Genomic DNA, 16,257 nt, shown 5'->3' with positions numbered 1-16,257 from the left:
CACAGGTTTAGCATACTGAACATGCGTTTAGTCTCGAAGGACGCGGCCGACGCTGACCGCTCCGATCTCACCGCCCGCGCGAGGTTGCGCGACGCGGCTGTTGAGCTGTTCGGGCGCTCGGGCTTCAACGTCAGTGTGCGCGCCATCGCCGATGCTGCCGGCGTCAGTCCGGCATTGGTTCTGCATCACTTCGGATCGAAGCAGGGCCTCCGCGAAAGCTGTGACACCTACGTTCTGCAAAGGATCCGGGAGTACAAGCAGCAGGCAGTCCGCCCAGCGTCCGCTGATAAGCTCCTGCTCACCATGGCCTCCGTGGAGGAGTCAGCGCCGTTGGTCGGCTACGCGCTGCAGAGCCTGCAGGCCGGAGGAGATCTCGCGCGGTCATTCATCGACCACTTCGCAGCGGACGCGGAAGAATGGATAGCGGAAGGGGTCAAAGCGGGAACCATCCTCCCCTCACTCGATGAAAAGGCCCGCGCCCGGTACCTCACAGTCCAGGGATTCGGCGCCTTACTACTGGACCTGAACCTCAATCCGCCTACCGACCCCTCGGATATCGCCAGCGCACTGCGGGGCTACCTCGCCCGGATGGGCCTGCCCAGTACCGAGCTCTTCACGCAGGGCCTCATGACCGATCGTTCCATGCTGGATGCCTACCTCATGTACGTCGGCGACCCCCCACAGCCCTGACTCCTGCGCGCCTTCACAACACCGCCTCACCCCACTGTTCCAACACTCTTCCCAGAAGGTGTTTGCCATGTCAGCAATCATTGACGTTCGGCAGCTGAACAAGAGTTTCGGCTCCGTACACGCACTCGACCAACTCGATCTCACGCTTGATCCCGGCGAAGTCCACGGATTCCTCGGCCCCAACGGTGCGGGAAAGTCGACCACCATCCGCATCCTGCTGGGGCTGCTCAGGGCAGACTCCGGCACTGCACGGCTCTTCGGACGGGACCCCTGGGACGCCGTGGAGCTTCACAGCCGGCTGGCGTACGTTCCCGGTGATGTGAGCCTCTGGCCCAAGATCACCGGCGGCGAAGCAATCGACCTGTTTGCCGGTCTGCGCGGAGGCGTCGATCGAGCGCGGCGCAGCGAACTCCTCGAACGGTTCAACCTCGATCCCACCAAGAAGACGCGCTCCTACTCCAAAGGGAACCGCCAGAAGGTGGCACTCATCGCGGCCCTGGCCAGCGACGTCGAACTCCTGATCCTGGACGAGCCGACATCCGGCCTGGACCCACTCATGGAGCGTGAATTCCAGGAGTGCATCCGGGAGGTCAAGGCCGCGGGCCGCACGGTGCTGCTCTCCAGCCATATCCTCGCGGAGGTGGAAGCACTGTGTGACCGTGTCACCATCATCCGGCAGGGCCGGGCCGTGCAGAGCGGGACCCTGGCCGAGCTTCGGCACCTCCGGCGCACCGCCGTCGTCGTTGTTTGCGATGGTGACGCGACAACGGTCACTTCCATCCCGGGCGTCCATGACGTCCGCCGGGAGGAGGACCGGGTGCACTTCACAGCCGACGACGCTGCCCTCCCGCCCGCCTTGGCGCACCTCATTCCGCTGGGCGTCCGCAGCCTCATCAGCACGCCGCCGTCGCTGGAGGAACTCTTCCTCCACCAGTATGGAGAGGGCGAGCGCAACGCCGCCGCCTCCAGCGGTGGGAGGTGAGCCCGATGAACGCCACGATCACTGCTGATCAGCGGAAACATCGAGCCGCCGAGAGCAACGCCGGAAGCCTTACCGGAACCACCAGACTGCTCCGGTTTGCCCTGCGCAGGGACCGGATACGGATTCCTGCGTGGGCACTGGGGATTGGCGGAACGGCCGCGTACTTCGCCGCTGTAATCCCCCTCGCCTACCCTGACCAGGCTGCCCTGCAGACGCGCGCGAACATCATGCAGGAACCCTCCGGCGCTCTCCTTACGGGCCCCGGGTACGGCGCCGACAATTACACCTTCGGCGCCATAGTGACCAACGAGCTTCTCGGCATGCTCGCGGTCGCCGCCGCGCTGATGTCGATCTTCCTCGTCGTCCGGCATACACGTGCGGAGGAGGAAAGCGGCCGGGCGGAGCTGCTCCGTGCCGGCGTGGTGGGAAGGCGTGCGCCGTTGGCGGCCGCCCTCCTTACGCTGCTGGTGGCAAACGCTGCCATCGGTGCCGCTCTTACCGCCGGCCTGTTAGGCAGCGGATTGGCGCTCGAGGACACGCTGGCTGTATCTGCCGGAATGTCCCTCGTGGGTCTGGTCTTCGGCGGCGTCGCAGCAGTAACGGCACAGCTCAGCGAGCACGCCCGCACCGCATCCGGCATAGCGGGGGCTGCTTTGGCATTGGCGTTTGTGGTGCGCGGCGTCGGTGATGCGCAGGAGCCTGGAGGCAGTGCACTTTCCTGGTTCTCACCCATTGCGTGGGCGCAGCAGACACGGGCGTTCACTGACCTGCGGTGGTGGCCGCTCCTGCTTTGCATCGCGCTTTTCGCAGTGCTGCTGGCCGTTGCTGTGCTGCTGACGGCACACCGCGACTTCGGCGCTGGTCTGGTTCCGGCGCGAAGCGGTCGGGGCAGCGCCCGTAGGTCGTTGATCCATCCCGTCGGACTTACCCTTCGGATGGAACGGGGCAACATCATCGGGTGGGTAAGCGGTCTTCTGACCTTCGCCCTGCTGACGGGCTCAATGGGACAGGGCATCGTGGAAAGCTTCGAAGCACAGCCCCAGTTGGCCGCAGTGTTCGGCCAGGGCGCCGGAGGGGATGTCCTGCGGGCAACGCTCGCTTCCTTCACCGCGTTCTTCGCGATGGCAGTGGCCGTGTACGCGGTGGTCTCGGTCAACCGGCTGAGAGGTGAGGAAGCTGATGGTCGCACCGGCGCGGTCCTCGCCACCCCGGTCAGCCGCACGGGCTGGTTGCTCAGCTCGCTCGTGGTCACCACCCTCGGCTCAGCGGTCATGCTTCTGGCGACGGGACTCGGGCTGGGTGCGGGGGCGGGAACTTCGCTCGGCGATCCGACCCTTGTGGGGGACTTCGCCCTCGCGGGACTGGTTTATCTTCCCCTTGTCATGGGCTTCGCTGGTCTGGCCGCAGTGTCCTACGGCGTATTGCGGGCCGGCCGCTGGTGGGTATGGCTCCTGTTGCTGAGTTCGATCATCGTGGGGCTCTACGGCCCCCTGCTGAACCTGCCCGACGCGGTCACCGATGCCGAGCCGTTCGGCCTGATGCCCCGCGTGCCCGCTGAAGACCTCGATCTCATTCCTGTCGCAACGGCGGCGCTGGTCGCGCTGGTGTTAGTCGCTGCGGGAGCTTTTGCCTTCCGCCGTCGGGATCTGGAGGCAGGCTGAGTCTCCATAGTCCTTGTCGGAGGCAGCCAGTAGAGTGCCTCCATGGATGATAAGGAAGTTCTGCACCGATACCTGCGCCTGCGCCGCGCCGACCTCCTGGCCAAGGTGGAAGGTCTGGCTGATTACGACGCGCGCAGGCCGCTTACACCTACCGGAACCAATCTGCTGGGGCTGGTCAAGCACGTCGCAAGCGTCCAGCTGGGCTACTTCGGCGAGGTGTTCAATCGCCCCAGTGGCCGGGACCTCCCCTGGCTGCATGACGACGCCGCACCGGAAGCAGATCTGTGGCTTACCGCAGAGGAAACCCGGGAGGAGATCATCGAGCTCCACCACTTTTCGGCCGCGCACACGGACGCCACTATCGACGCGCTTCCGCTGCATGCCGTTGGCGAGGTTCCGTGGTGGTCACCGGAACGCCGCAGGGTGACCCTGCAGCAGATCCTCGTTCACATGTGTGTCGAGACTGCCCAGCACCTCGGTCAAGCGGACATCCTACGCGAGCAGCTCGACGGCGCCACCGGCCGCGGCCCTGATGACCCCAACATGCCGCAGCGCAGTACCGAGGAATGGGCCGACCACTGGGAACGAATCGAGACAGCAGCGCGGCGATTCGAACACGGTGCACGGCAACCGCGGTAGCAATCCATAGCCTCCGTCATCCCCCGCATCGGAAAGGTCATATGCGCGCTGGCCGCATTTGAACGCTACGCTTAGGAAAACGTTTTCTGAGGTGGTCTCAGAATCCGAGCGAGACCAGAGCGGGGACCATGACGAAGCGAGCGACTCCTCCACGACTCCCCTTCACCAGTGTCGCCGCCTACGGCGCCGGCGACATCGCGAACAGCATGACCTTCTCCACCGCGGGGATGTTCCTGCTTGTCTATTACACCGACGTCGCGGGCATCCCGGCCGCTGCCGCAGGCACTCTCCTGCTGCTGGCCGGACTCTTCAACGCGGCAGCCGACGTGTTCGCAGGGAGGATCGCCGATCGTAACCGCCACCGTCGGCTTGGGAAGTTTCGACCTTTTCTTCTCCTGGGCGCCGTCCCGTTGTTCTTATCGGTGGCGATGTTCCACATCCACACTCTCGATCCCGCAGGCACGCTGACCTACGCCTACCTGTCCTACTTCGCGTATTGCCTCGCGTATAGCCTGGTGAACGTCCCGTACGGAGCCCTCGCCGGCACCCTCACCCGGGATCCCCGGGATCGCGCCCGGTTGGCGAGCGCCCGGACAATGGGCGGATTGGCCACCACGGCCTTCCTCGGCATTTTCATCGCACCGCAGTTCCAGGACGGTGCCAACATCCGGGATGTCCTGACCACACTGACCATCGGGTTCGCCCTCATCGGAACATTCCTGTACCTGTTCACCGCACTGGCGACACGGGAGCAGCTTCCCTCGTCCGCACCAAAGCTCTCCCTGCGGGAGGCTCGGGCAACGCTTACCCAGAACGTGCCCCTACAGGTCCTCTGCGTCAGCTCCCTGTTCTTCATGACAGCGAACGTGGTCACGAACACGGCGAAGCTGTTCTACCTGCGGGATGTCCTTGGCCGACTGGAGCTGTTTGCGTTCCTCACGGGCGCGCAGGTGGTCATCACGCTTGTTCTTGCATTGGTGACCCCGCGCCTTGTTCAACGCTGGGGAAAGCGGTGCATCTACATTTCCGGCGGGATCGTGGGCGCGGCCGGCGGTGTCCTGGTGTTCGCCGCCCCGGAGGAGCTCGTCTGGCTCGCAATAGGGGGCATGTTCCTCTCCCTGACGGGAGGAGCCGCCGTCAGCATTCTGCTGTGGGCCCTGGTTGCTGACACGGTCGAGTACGGCGAGTGGAAAACCGGGCACCGCACCGACGGAACCAACTACGCGCTGCTGGCCTCGACGCGAAAGGTCGGTATGGCCCTGGGTGGCGCGTTGGCCGGCTTCGCCCTCGCCTGGGGCGGCTATGTTTCCGGAGTAACAGAGCAAAGCGCGACGGCGGAACTTGGCATCCGTGTAGCTGCCGGCCTTGCTCCCGCGATCGTCCTTCTTCTCGCCGTCGGCGTCATGCGGTGGTATCCGCTCACTGACGACGCACATGCCAGACTTGTCCTGACCATCCAGCAGCGCAGCTCCGCGGGAAGTGGTTCCGCCGGAAATGACGCCGGCGAGTCACGTTAGGGCCCGTCTGGACGCCGGACCAGCTCAATCGACGAAGAGGCAGAACGGGTGGCCGGCAGGGTCGAGGTAGACCCGGACGTCCTCCTGCGGCTGGAACGCCGCAAGTTCCGCGCCCTGCTCCACCGCGTGCGCACCGGCAGCGTCGAGGTCGTCAACGTAGATGTCCAGGTGCATCATCATCTGCGGGTCCCCCTCGCCCGCCGGCCAGACAGGCCGGGCGTACTGCGGCTCGGTCTGGAAAGACAGCCCCGCGCCGCCCTCGGGCGCCTTGAGCATGACCCAGTCATCGTCCTCGAATTTCACCTCCCAACCAAGCAGGCGACGGTAGAAGTCGGCGAGCGCCCGCGCGTCGGGCGAATCGAGCACTGTTGCCGAAAGTTGCAGCTTCATGGGACCTCCCCGTGGTTGAGCGGTGTAACCGGACCAGTTTGGTGCCTCCCAACAGGTGCTGGAAAGGGGGCATGTATTCTGTCAACGCCGGCCGGCAGGTGCAGCCGTGTGCCGCTCAGGAAGGATAGTGTGGGATTTCGTGGCCAGACTCGGGGGTAAGTCAATCTCGAGGGCTGCCGTCCTTGTCACCGGCCTCACGGCGGTGTCCACACTCCTTGGGTTCCTTCGCGACGTCGTCATAGCGGCAGTGTTCGGAGCGGGTGCGGAGCTCGACGCCTACCTTGTGGCGCAGGGCCTGATGAACATCGTGCTTGGCCTCGTGGCCTATGCGATGGCCCGTTCCGCGATCCCGGTGGTTTCTCGGGAAGCCGCTGCGGAGGAGAACGGGTGCAGGGGCCACACCGGTTTCGACGTCGCCTTCACCCTCACCATGGTGGTCCTCGGCGTGGGCGGAATCGTGATGGGAATCTTCGCCGGCCCCGTCACCTCGCTGCTGGCACCCGGGTTCGACGACGGCGAAACGGCCACCGCTGCGACGCTCACCCGAATAGTGCTCATCGCTACGGTGCTCGTCGCGGGCACCGACCTGCTCGCCGCGCTGGCCCAGTCACACGGGCGCTTCGCATGGGCGTCCCTGCAGGGCGTCCCCTTCAACCTGATCATGATCGCAGCTGCAGGACTCTTCGGTCCCCGCTATGGCATTACGGCCCTCGCCGTCGGATTCGTGGTCGGCTCCGCCGCGCGGCTCCTGCTGCAGTTGCCCCCACTGCGCAGCCTCGGCACACGGGTACGCCCACGGCTGCAGCTTAAGGACCCGGGCTTCCGTGAAATTGCCGTGCTCGTGCCGCCGATGCTGGTGGGCAGCGCCGTCGGAAACGTGAACACGCTCGTGGACCGCGCGGTGGGCTCCACGCTCGAGGAGGGCGCCATCACCGCGCTCTCCTATGGGTGGCGCCTCGTGAATCTGCCGGAGCAGCTCCTCATCGCCTCGCTGCTCGTGCCGCTCTATCCCGCGATCAGCGCCTCAGTGAGCAACCTTCCGGAGCTCAGGCGCCTCGTGAACCGCGGCCTCTCGGTCACCGTGACGATCCTCGTACCCCTGTGCGTGGTGCTGGCGGTCGCCGCTGAACCGCTTGTGGAGGTCGCCTTCGGCCGCGGCGCCTTCTCTCCCGAGGACATCCAGGACACCGCCACCGCTGTTCTCTGGTACACGCCCGCCCTGCTCGCACTGGGGTGCCGCCAGGTGGTTGTGAGTACGGCGTATGCGCTCGGTGACGCAAAAGCACCCGTGGTGGTCTCGGTCATCGCCATGGTGGTCAACGTGGTGGGCGACATCCTGCTGGCACCGATCATGGGAATCGCAGGAATCGCGCTGGCGACGACCGCCTCCCTGGTGCTCGCCGCCGTCGCGAATGCCTGGCTTCTCAGATACCGGCACGACGGCGTGGACCTGCGTGCTGCTCTTGTCCTCCTGCTGCGCGCGGCTCTCCTGGCCGCCGTCGCCGGCGCTGTAGGCGTGCTCCTGCTGAACCTGGTGCCCGGGCCGGCGCTGATGACGGTTTCCGTGGTCGCGGTCGCGGTGTGCGGTACCTACGCGCTCGGGCTGATTGTGCTGCGCGCTCCCGAGGGCCGGGTGCCTTTCGACATGCTCCGGGCGGCACGGCGCCGCTGACCGGTCGGTTACGACGTGGCGGAAGGTCGAAGCGTGACCGGTTTGTCCCGCATGAACCGGGACGTAATCAGGTGCATGGTTGGTCCGGGGTCCTTCGGATCCCACACACTGTGCTTTGACATACTGGCCCAGCGCAGGGTGTCGAGGACGTCGGCAACAAGTCCGCCACGCCGCTCGATGCGCGCCCGGCGCAGGTCACCCGCCGTCCACGCGTACTTGAATCCCGGAGGCGCATCGGCCAGGTGAGGGACCGCCTCGCCGAGCGCCAGCCTGCCCCACGCGTCAGCCAGCCCGGGGCGGGCGGCATTCGTCAGGGCGATCGACCCGAAGAACCGGCCGTTGAAATCGATGAGGTGGGAAACGCCGTCGTCGTCGGTCAGGAACTGCAGCTCCACCAGTCCCCACCAGCCGATGTCTGTGAGCAGCGCTTCGACCTTTTCCGCGAGCGCCTGGTTGACGGCTACTGTTGTTGCCCGTGCGGAGGCACCGTTCGGAGTGGGCCACAGGCGCGGGGTCTGCTGCTGGACCCTACCCTCGAGTTTTCCGTCCCGGAAGAACCCGATCAGTGCGCCCAGCTGCCCCCTGATTGGTTCCTGAAGGAGCGGTTCGGCCCCGAGCTGCTCCATGTAGTCCACGCGTTCCTTCGCGGCAGCGACGCTGTCGAACAGTCGCGCCTCGATGCGGTGCGGCCGGGTCTGCCCGGGTGACCAGTGGGCACGGGACTTCACAACAACCGGACCGTCCCACGCGGCCACCGCATCCGGTGTTGCCGGTACCGTTCGCGGCGCCGGCAGTCCTACGCGCCCAGCGCTCTCAGTGAGCAGCACCTTGTCCAGGGCCTTCCTGACCGCCTCCGGCGAAGGGTGCACCACCGTCGTCGGGATTTTGTTGCGGTAGGTGGCGAGTGCGGCCATCCAGTCGTCGCCGCCGCCGAAGACGACGTCGTATCCGCCGGCTTCGACGGCAGCACGGACACCCGCGATGAAGGCGTCACCGTCTCCGCGGGGACGGGGAACAACGTGACGGGCGGAGACTGCCCGGGAAGTACAGAGCATCCCCTTGCCGTCAGGGGTGCCCACCCCTACCGTCCAGCCGTCGGCACGGAGCGAGCGGGCCGCAGCGAGCGCACCCCGGTCACGCGAAGTACTGACAATCAATGCACGGCGCTGCGTAATGGCACTGTGGGCACTTTCAGGGTGCGGGTCCACGAGGCCTTCCTGTAATTGGGCGGGAAGTCTTGTCCCAGCTTAGGAAAGTTAGCTGAGAAACCTTTGAAATCGACTGGGAACGGCGGGTCGTCGCGCAATATTTCCCGGCAAGGAGGAATATGTGAATGCCGTTCATCCCACCAGCCGCCGCGCAGCTGCCGAGTGCTCGGCAATGAGCGACTCCAGATCGAGACCGACGACGGCGCCGTCCACGACGCGCCACTGACCGCCGACCATGACCCTGTCCGCCCGGTCCGCGCCGCACAGCAACAGGGCGGAGAGCGGGTCGTGGCTACCGGAGAAACGCAGTTCGTCCGGTCGAAACAGTGCAAGGTCAGCCTGCTTCCCCACGGCGAGCTGGCCGATATCGTCCCGGCCGAGTGCCGCCGCCGATCCCCGCGTCGCCCATCCCAGCGCCCGCGCAGGGGTAGCCAACTCAGCACCGTACCGCAGTCTCTGGATGTAAAGAGCCTGGCGGGCCTCGAGGATCAGGTTGGAGGCATCGTTCGACGCCGACCCATCCACCCCCAGCCCGACCGCAACACCCGCTTCCTCAAGTTCCACCGCGCGGCAGATTCCGGAAGCGAGCCGCATATTCGACGTCGGGCAATGTGCGACGCCGACTCCCGCTGCTCCCAGCTGCGCAATTTCGCCGTCATCGAAGTGGATTCCGTGCGCCAGCCAGGTTCGCGGACCCAACCAGCCGACGCTGTCCAGGTACTCGACGGTCCTCATGCCGAAGCGCTCACGGCAGAAGTCCTCCTCATCCAGTGTCTCCGCCAGATGCGTGTGCAGCCGGACGTCGTGCAGATCCGCGAGCGCGGCGCTTGCCTTCATGATCTCCGTCGTCACGGAGAACGGGGAGCACGGCGCGAGTGCTATCTGAACCTGCGCTCCGGCGCCCCGTTCGTGATACCTGCTGATCAGCCTCTCGCTATCCGCGAGAATCACCTCGGCGTCCTGCACGGTCTGCTGCGGCGGCAGGCCGCCGTCGTCCTCGCCAAGGGTCATGGAACCGCGCGTCAGCATGGCGCGCATGCCGAGATCGCGGACCACGGACACCTGCACATCGATGGATTCCTCCATCCCGCCGGGGAACAGGTAATGATGGTCCGCGGCTGTGGTGCAGCCGGAGAGCAGCAGTTCGGCGAGCGCCGCCGTCGTCGCCAGCTCAAGGTCGCGCGGCGTGAGCCGTGCCCACACGGGGTAGAGATTCACGAGCCAGGGGAACAGCGGCACGTTGACCACCGGCGCCCAGGCCCGGGTGAGTGTTTGGTAGAAGTGGTGATGCGTATTGATGAGACCGGGAATCATTACGTGGCCGCGGGCGTCGAAGACGGAATCGTAGCCGCCCGACGGCGTCGCGCCGGTCCCGACAAGCTCCACGATGGTGGCACCCTCGATCACCAGCCCGCCACCGGCGTCGGAATCGTTGGCGGTAAACATAGCGAGCGGGTCGCGGACCCAGATGCGTGTAGACATATGCCTTCTCGTTTCAGTAGATGAAACGGCACAGGACCACCGGCGACGGCGGGGTGTGCCGTCAGCTCAGTGGTCCTGTCTGCTGATCCAGGTGTGGGATCCCTGCCTGCCTCCCTGTGTCTGGAGGGCACGCAGGCAGCTTTAGTGCTGCTTGCCGGGTGACTCGTCGCAGATTCTGCGGATGTCCTCGACGCAGCTGATTTCACCGTTATCCAGCTTCTCCTTCACCACGACGTACTGCGCCGCGGTCACCACGGGGATCTCCGTGCCGTCTGCGGCCACCAGCTTGCCGCCCTGGAAGCTGTCGCCGTCCTGCAGTGCGGCGAGTTCGTCTGCCCGCACCATGCGGGGCGGGCTCGCAACGAACACGGACGCGCGATTGGGATTGCCTGCCTTGAGGTGGTTGAAGAGCAGGTTCATCAATACCGCCATGATGGCTGCAGAGCTGATACCCGAGTGGAAGATGATGCCGAACCAGGTGGGGAACTCATCATAGAAGGTCGGCGAGACCACGGGAATCATGCCGAACGCGAGGGAGACAGCAACAATCACGAGGTTCATGTTGCCCTCGTAGTCCACCTTTGCCAGCGTTCGGATGCCGCTGGCTGCCACCGTGCCGAACAGGACGATGCCTGCACCACCAAGGACCGGTGTAGGTACAGCAGCGACGAGACGGCCGAGGATCGGCAGAAGGCCGAGGATGACCATGATCAGGCCGCCGGCACTCACTACATAACGGCTGCGGATTCCCGTGATGGCGACCAGCCCCACGTTCTGCGCAAAAGCGGTCTGAGCGAAGGAGTTGAAGACGGGCGCGAGTGCACTGGACAGCATGTCGGCGCGCAGTCCGTCGGCGATACGGCGCGAGTCCACCTTGGTTCTGGCGATTTCACCAACGGCGAGAATGTCCGCCGTCGTTTCCGTCATGCAGACAAGGATCACGATGGTCATTGAGATGATTGCTGCCAGGTCAAAGACCGGCCAGCCGAAGGCGAACGGCTGGGGGAAGGCGAAGATTGCACCGCTTCCCACGTTTGAGAAGTCCGCCAGCCCCAGGAGCGCTGCGATAATCGTGCCGCCCACAATCGCCAGCAGGATGGAAAGCCGGGAAATTGCGGCATTGCCGAGCTTGCTCAGCAGCAGCACCAGCGTCAGGGTTCCGGCGGCGAGCGCAATGTTGGTCAGACTTCCATAGTCGTCCGCGCCCGGATTGCCGCCCATAGCCCAGTTGGCCGCGACAGGCATGAGCGTAAGGCCAATGGTGGTGATGATGACCCCAGTGACAACCGGAGGGAAAAACTTGATGATCTTCGCGAAGAATGGGGCAAGAATAAGCCCGATCACCGAAGCCACCAGCACAGCTCCGAAAACCGTTTGGAGCCCGCCGCCGCCGCTGAGGATCGCGGTCATGGTCGCGACGCCGGCGAAGGAGACACCCTGCACCAGCGGGAGCTGCGATCCGAAGAACTTGACGCCGTAGCTCTGCAGGATGGTCGCGGCGCCGCCAACGAAGAGGCACGACGCAATCAGGACGGCAATGTCATCCTGTTCAAGCCCTGCAGCTGTACCGACGATCAGCGGTACGGCGATGATTCCGCCGTACATGGTGAGGACGTGCTGAAACCCGTAGGCGAACGTGCGTCCGAGGGGCAGCCGTTCATCCTCGGGACGCTGTGGTTTGGCCTGTGATTTCATAGAGCTGACTGCTTTCATGAGTATGACTTCCTTGTCTCACATGAGTAGTTGGTTGAACGACCGGACACGTGCCGGTGGCCGGTCGTCCACGGTTGGGGCGGCGTCGTCAGACGTCCGCCCCAACCGTTCTCAGCAGAATCCGGGGATGTTGGCCCAGATTGCTGCTTCGCCTGGAGCTCCGCCGGGGCGCTCGCGCTCGACGGTGGCTTCGATGAGTCCGTAGGGGCGGTCGGCCGCGAAGAAAACCTCGCCCGGGTTGTCGAGGCCGAAAGGCTCGAGGTCCACGAGGAAGTGGTGCTTGTTCGGCAGGGAGAGCTTGATCTCCTCAATTTCGGGGTGCGCCTCGAGCGCCTGCTTGCCCATCTCGAACATGGTCTGCTGGAGAGCCAGCGAGTGGGTCTGGGCGAAAGCGTCAAGGAAGATCCCGCGCACGCTGCTGTAGATCCCTGTGAAGTTGATGTCGGTGGTGTCCGGCGCGTAACGCCAACGGGCACTCACGTCGGTGGCCAGGATGCGATCGGTCGTTTCCTTCAGCGTGGTGTACCGGTCCCGGGGGAAGCCGTGGAACTCTGATCCGGTCGACTTCAGCACGGTGAGGTCCTGGATACCGGCCACGATGTGGCGCACGCCGTTCTCAATGAGCAGGACCGCTGTGCGGGTCTCGGACTTGTTGCGCGAGAACGCGTGGTCATGATCGTTGATGCGGTCCCAGAAGTACTGCTCCGCTTCCCAGCGGCCACCGGAGACCCAGTCGAAGCTCTCGGTGAAGTGCCTGCCGAGGCGCAGCAGGAACTGCTCGGGAGACCCGATTCCGTCGCGGGCAAACGCGTACACGGTGTTCTTCTGGGTGTCGGTGGCAACAACCTTTGAGTTGTCGCCCTCGGTGTGCGCGGACTGGAAGTCGCCGTGCAGCTGCGAGGTGACGTTGAGGTCCTCGATCTGGTGGCGGGCCGTGTCGCGGGTGATCTTCACGAGCCGGCATTCTGCTTTTCCGTACTGGTTGCGGCCCAGGACGATGCGGCCACCGCTGGACGCGGCGTTCTCGTCAGGGTTGGGTGCGGTGGAGCTTGATTCGATGGTTGGCGTAGTCATTGTCAGCTTCCTCGGTAGGTGGAATAGGCGAAGGGACTAATCAGGAGTGGCACGTGGTAGTGCTGTGCCGGGTCGGTGAGTTCGAAGATGAGCGAGACGGACGGGAAGAAGGTCTCTGTGCCGGCGGCTGCGAAGTAACTGCCGGTTTCAAAGTCGATCCGGTAGGTGCCCGCGTCGAGTGCCTCTGGCCCCAAGGAGGTGATGCGGCCGTCGTCGTCGGTGGTTCCTTTCGCGACTTCCTGCCAACCGTCCGACGCCTGCCGGTCCAGGCGGGCGGCGACCCCGACGGCGGGGCGTCCCGTTCCGGTGTCGAGCACGTGGGTGGTGATGTGGCTGCGGTTCATGCTGCAAGGACCCCCTTGAGTCGAAGGATGGCGATTTCGCGCAGCTGCTGGGCGATGATGTCCAGCTCCTGCTCGGACGTATTGTGCAGGCGCTCGTCGAGCGCGGCGAGGATGTCCTCAGCGCTGCGTCCCGCGGCCCGGATGAGGAAGACACGTCCGAACTTCTCCTCGTAGGCGCGGTTGCCCTCCAGGAGCGCCGTTTGGGTTTCGGTGGCGGTGCTGACGCCCGCCTGCTCGCCCCGGGACATGGTCGCTTCGGTGGTGTCCCCCTGGGCCCGTTCACCGATGCGCGGATGGTGTGCCAGGGCGCCGTCGATTTCGGCCTCCGTCCACGGATTCGCTGCGATACCGGCAAAGGCGATTAGTTCAGCTTCCGAGGAGAACGGCCGTGCATCGATGATGGCGTCAACCCACCGCGGGATATCAACGCAGGGTGTCAACTGCGCGGCGGCGTCAGCGGGGGAACAGGTGTTGAGGGTTTCAAGGCGCATGGGTGTCAGCTTTCGTTGTAGCGCTACCGCCAGCGCTGAACACCCTTACCCTCGAACGAATTCGATTTGACTCGATGTTTCCGGCGATAGTCTAGGAACCAGAAGGTTTCTATATTGTGGAATTTGGATTCCGATTTCAGTGTAGTCCGTGTCACACGGTTGCTGTCAAGCGTTATCTGGATCACATCTTAGAACCGACTGCGCGGAACCTGCTACAGGACGGAAATGATGCAAGATAGGCCTATGGACGCCGCCGCTGCCCTGAACGAAATCGCCTTCTGGCTGGAACGGGAACTGGCCCCCGGTTTCAAGGTGCAGGCTTTCCGCCGTGCGGCCGCAGCGATCGCCGACCTCGAGCCGGACGAACTCGCACAGCGGGCCCGCGATGGCCGGCTCAAACGCATGAAGGGCATTGGAACGCGCTCCTTCGAGGTGATTACCCAGGCGCTCGACGGTGAAATCCCGTCCTACCTCACCGACCTGCGGGAGCGGTCAAAGGAAGCACTCGCCGACGGCGGTTCCCAACTTCGCACCCTCCTCCGCGGTGATCTGCACAGCCACAGCGACTGGTCCGACGGCGGAAGCCCCATCCCGCTCATGGTCGACGCCGCCCGCGCACTCAACCACGAATACCTCGCGCTGACCGACCACTCCCCCAACCTGAAAATCGCAAACGGCCTGAGCGCGGAGCGCCTCACCGAGCAGCTGCAGATCGTGGAGCAGATCAACGACGACGGCGACGGCTTTCGTCTGCTCAAGGGCATCGAAGTGGACATCCTCGAGGACGGAACACTGGACCAGTCTCCGGAGATGCTCGGCAGGCTGGACATCGTCGTCGCCAGCGTCCACTCCAAACTGCGGTCGGACCGCCGGACCATGACCGCACGCATGCTCGGCGGCATTCGAGATCCGCACACCAACGTCCTCGGCCACTGCACGGGGCGCCTGGTCCAGGGTTCCCGGGGCCAGCGCCCGCAATCGGAGTTCGACGCCAGGAAAGTCTTCGCCGCCTGCGCCGAGAACAATGTTGCGGTGGAGATCAACTCCCGGCCGGAGCGGCAGGACCCTCCCGACGACCTGATCCAGCTGGCCCTCGATGCCGGCTGCCTCTTCAGCATCGACAGCGACGCCCACGCCCCCGGCCAGCTGGACTTCCTCCAGTACGGCGCGGAACGGGCGGAGGCGAACGGAGTGCCGGCGGAGCGCATCATCACTACCTGGCCGCTGGAGAAGCTCCTCGACTGGGCCCGCACCTCATGAAACAGCCGAACCTCCAGGACCCGCGCATCGCCGTCATCACGGGCTCCGGCTCCGGCATCGGGCAGGCGGTGGCGCACGCTTTCCTCGATGCAGGATGGGCCGTAACCCTTACCGGACGCCGGCGCGAGCCCCTCGAAGAGACCGCCCGCGGGCGGGAGCTTGCCCAGGTTGTGCCCGCGGACATCAGCAGGCCCGACGACGTTGCACACCTCTTCAGTCAGATTCGCGAACGCTGGGGCCGGCTCGATCTGTTGTTCAACAACGCCGGCACCTACGGTCCCGCCGGAGCCATTGACGAGATAAGTGTGGAGGAGTGGACGTCCACGGTGGCAACCAACCTCACCGGCTCATTCCTGTGCGCCGCGGAAGCTTTCCGCACCATGAAGAACCAGGACCCGCAGGGCGGCCGGATCATCAACAACGGCTCAATCGCGGCGCATTCTCCGCGTCCCCGGTCGGTAGCGTACACGGCGACCAAGCACGCGATCACCGGACTCACGAAGTCGATCGAACTCGACGGCCGCGCCTATGGCATCACGTGCGGGCAGATCGATATAGGCAACACCCACACGGCGATCATGACAACGCTGGGCGTCGGCGACGGAGCGCTGCAGGCGGACGGCACGCGGCGGGTGGAGCCGACATTCCCGGTTGAGGAAGCAGCCCGCACGGTTCTGCATATGGCACAGCTGCCTGCATCGGCCAGCATCGGCACCGTCGTGATGACCGCAAGCGGCATGCCCTTCATCGGCCGGGGCTAACCTGCCTGGTCGCGGGAAAGCTGCTCCGCACACACGAAAGCCCCCATCAGGCGGGGGCTTTCGCGAACTCAGTTGAAGTGCTCAGCTGTACCAGAACCAGTGCGGAGGGCTCCACATCGGTGGTACCTGGTGCCCGTTGAACGAGCCGCACATAGAGCAGGAATAGCTGACACTGGCGGGAAGCAGATCCCGCCCTTCCGAGGAGACACGCGCAGGAACAAAGTCCTCATAAATCAGGAACTCATCGGTTCTGCAGCGATCGCACCAAGGCAAGGCGCTGTCCCGATCAACAAGCTGCCCGGTCGAGGGCAGCGAGGTACTTCGATGTTCTGGGTTGATAATCGTCATTGTTTAATCACCCTCCAACTGCAAG

General features: G+C 64.8%; 15 protein-coding genes. 8 read left to right on the top strand and 7 right to left on the bottom strand.

What is annotated here, in order from left to right; all coding sequences use genetic code 11:
* Positions 1 to 21: 21 nt before the first annotated feature.
* From AC5RTB_RS07730 to AC5RTB_RS07710, 5 genes are all read left to right on the top strand, one after another.
* On the top strand, positions 22 to 690 hold the full coding sequence (locus AC5RTB_RS07730) for a TetR/AcrR family transcriptional regulator (protein ID WP_494060488.1): 669 nt from the start codon (positions 22 to 24) through the stop codon (positions 688 to 690).
* A 67-nt stretch (positions 691 to 757) separates the two neighbouring features.
* The gene (locus tag AC5RTB_RS07725) at positions 758 to 1,672 is read left to right on the top strand and encodes an ABC transporter ATP-binding protein (RefSeq protein WP_494060487.1); all 915 of its coding nucleotides are present in this window, start codon (positions 758 to 760) and stop codon (positions 1,670 to 1,672) included.
* 5 nt (positions 1,673 to 1,677) lie between these two features.
* Positions 1,678 to 3,333, top strand: a complete 1,656-nt coding sequence (locus AC5RTB_RS07720) for an ABC transporter permease (RefSeq protein ID WP_494060486.1) — start codon at positions 1,678 to 1,680, stop codon at positions 3,331 to 3,333.
* Between the two features lie 42 nt (positions 3,334 to 3,375).
* Positions 3,376 to 3,972 (top strand): DinB family protein, encoded by a 597-nt coding sequence (locus AC5RTB_RS07715; protein ID WP_494060485.1) that lies wholly within the window; start codon positions 3,376 to 3,378, stop codon positions 3,970 to 3,972.
* Between the two features lie 128 nt (positions 3,973 to 4,100).
* Positions 4,101 to 5,489 (top strand): glycoside-pentoside-hexuronide (GPH):cation symporter, encoded by a 1,389-nt coding sequence (locus tag AC5RTB_RS07710; RefSeq protein ID WP_494060484.1) that lies wholly within the window; start codon positions 4,101 to 4,103, stop codon positions 5,487 to 5,489.
* A gap of 24 nt (positions 5,490 to 5,513) precedes the next feature.
* Here the strand turns inward: AC5RTB_RS07710 and AC5RTB_RS07705 are convergent, their stop codons facing one another.
* The gene (locus AC5RTB_RS07705) at positions 5,514 to 5,879 is read right to left on the bottom strand and encodes a VOC family protein (RefSeq protein ID WP_494060483.1); all 366 of its coding nucleotides are present in this window, start codon (positions 5,877 to 5,879) and stop codon (positions 5,514 to 5,516) included.
* Positions 5,880 to 6,018: 139 nt separating this feature from the next.
* Between AC5RTB_RS07705 and murJ the strand changes: the two genes are divergently transcribed.
* Positions 6,019 to 7,551 (top strand): murein biosynthesis integral membrane protein MurJ, encoded by a 1,533-nt coding sequence (gene murJ / locus AC5RTB_RS07700; RefSeq protein ID WP_494060482.1) that lies wholly within the window; start codon positions 6,019 to 6,021, stop codon positions 7,549 to 7,551.
* A gap of 8 nt (positions 7,552 to 7,559) precedes the next feature.
* Here murJ and AC5RTB_RS07695 read toward each other — a convergent pair whose 3' ends face one another.
* The 6 genes from AC5RTB_RS07695 to uraD form a co-directional block, all read right to left on the bottom strand.
* Positions 7,560 to 8,759: an ATP-grasp domain-containing protein gene (locus AC5RTB_RS07695; RefSeq protein ID WP_494060481.1), complete on the bottom strand. Its 1,200-nt coding sequence runs from the start codon at positions 8,757 to 8,759 to the stop codon at positions 7,560 to 7,562.
* A 132-nt stretch (positions 8,760 to 8,891) separates the two neighbouring features.
* A complete protein-coding gene (locus AC5RTB_RS07690) occupies positions 8,892 to 10,241 on the bottom strand; it encodes an 8-oxoguanine deaminase (protein ID WP_494060480.1) in 1,350 nt (449 codons plus the stop codon).
* Positions 10,242 to 10,382: 141 nt separating this feature from the next.
* Entirely contained in the window at positions 10,383 to 11,936 is a 1,554-nt protein-coding gene (locus AC5RTB_RS07685; RefSeq protein WP_494060479.1) for a nucleobase:cation symporter-2 family protein, read from the bottom strand.
* A gap of 129 nt (positions 11,937 to 12,065) precedes the next feature.
* Positions 12,066 to 13,028: a factor-independent urate hydroxylase gene (pucL, locus tag AC5RTB_RS07680; RefSeq protein WP_494060478.1), complete on the bottom strand. Its 963-nt coding sequence runs from the start codon at positions 13,026 to 13,028 to the stop codon at positions 12,066 to 12,068.
* Between the two features lie 2 nt (positions 13,029 to 13,030).
* Positions 13,031 to 13,372: a hydroxyisourate hydrolase gene (uraH, locus tag AC5RTB_RS07675; RefSeq protein ID WP_494060477.1), complete on the bottom strand. Its 342-nt coding sequence runs from the start codon at positions 13,370 to 13,372 to the stop codon at positions 13,031 to 13,033.
* Positions 13,369 to 13,863: a 2-oxo-4-hydroxy-4-carboxy-5-ureidoimidazoline decarboxylase gene (gene uraD, locus AC5RTB_RS07670; protein WP_494060476.1), complete on the bottom strand. Its 495-nt coding sequence runs from the start codon at positions 13,861 to 13,863 to the stop codon at positions 13,369 to 13,371. The genes uraH and uraD overlap by 4 nt, the downstream gene beginning before the upstream one ends.
* Before the next feature lie 243 nt (positions 13,864 to 14,106).
* On the opposite strand from uraD, the gene AC5RTB_RS07665 reads away from it, so the two are divergent.
* Complete coding sequence (locus tag AC5RTB_RS07665) at positions 14,107 to 15,123, top strand: PHP domain-containing protein (protein WP_494060842.1); 1,017 nt, start codon at positions 14,107 to 14,109, stop codon at positions 15,121 to 15,123.
* Positions 15,120 to 15,884, top strand: a complete 765-nt coding sequence (locus tag AC5RTB_RS07660; protein ID WP_494060475.1) for an SDR family oxidoreductase — start codon at positions 15,120 to 15,122, stop codon at positions 15,882 to 15,884. Before AC5RTB_RS07665 ends, AC5RTB_RS07660 begins: the two co-directional genes overlap by 4 nt.
* Positions 15,885 to 16,257: the final 373 nt, after the last annotated feature.

This window comes from Arthrobacter sp. M71 S08 (assembly GCF_059089725.1).
Note: the sequence above shows the minus strand (reverse complement) of the source record. Positions and strands in the feature narration are given on the sequence as shown.

Coding starts and splice junctions, on each gene's coding strand:
- AC5RTB_RS07730 (WP_494060488.1), top strand. CDS start 22: ATGCGTTTAGTCTCGAAGGACGCGGCCGACGCTGACCGCTCCGATCTC.
- AC5RTB_RS07725 (WP_494060487.1), top strand. CDS start 758: ATGTCAGCAATCATTGACGTTCGGCAGCTGAACAAGAGTTTCGGCTCC.
- AC5RTB_RS07720 (WP_494060486.1), top strand. CDS start 1,678: ATGAACGCCACGATCACTGCTGATCAGCGGAAACATCGAGCCGCCGAG.
- AC5RTB_RS07715 (WP_494060485.1), top strand. CDS start 3,376: ATGGATGATAAGGAAGTTCTGCACCGATACCTGCGCCTGCGCCGCGCC.
- AC5RTB_RS07710 (WP_494060484.1), top strand. CDS start 4,101: ATGACGAAGCGAGCGACTCCTCCACGACTCCCCTTCACCAGTGTCGCC.
- AC5RTB_RS07705 (WP_494060483.1), bottom strand. CDS start 5,879: ATGAAGCTGCAACTTTCGGCAACAGTGCTCGATTCGCCCGACGCGCGG.
- AC5RTB_RS07690 (WP_494060480.1), bottom strand. CDS start 10,241: ATGTCTACACGCATCTGGGTCCGCGACCCGCTCGCTATGTTTACCGCC.
- AC5RTB_RS07685 (WP_494060479.1), bottom strand. CDS start 11,936: ATGAAATCACAGGCCAAACCACAGCGTCCCGAGGATGAACGGCTGCCC.
- pucL (WP_494060478.1), bottom strand. CDS start 13,028: ATGACTACGCCAACCATCGAATCAAGCTCCACCGCACCCAACCCTGAC.
- uraH (WP_494060477.1), bottom strand. CDS start 13,372: ATGAACCGCAGCCACATCACCACCCACGTGCTCGACACCGGAACGGGA.
- uraD (WP_494060476.1), bottom strand. CDS start 13,863: ATGCGCCTTGAAACCCTCAACACCTGTTCCCCCGCTGACGCCGCCGCG.
- AC5RTB_RS07665 (WP_494060842.1), top strand. CDS start 14,107: ATGGACGCCGCCGCTGCCCTGAACGAAATCGCCTTCTGGCTGGAACGG.
- AC5RTB_RS07660 (WP_494060475.1), top strand. CDS start 15,120: ATGAAACAGCCGAACCTCCAGGACCCGCGCATCGCCGTCATCACGGGC.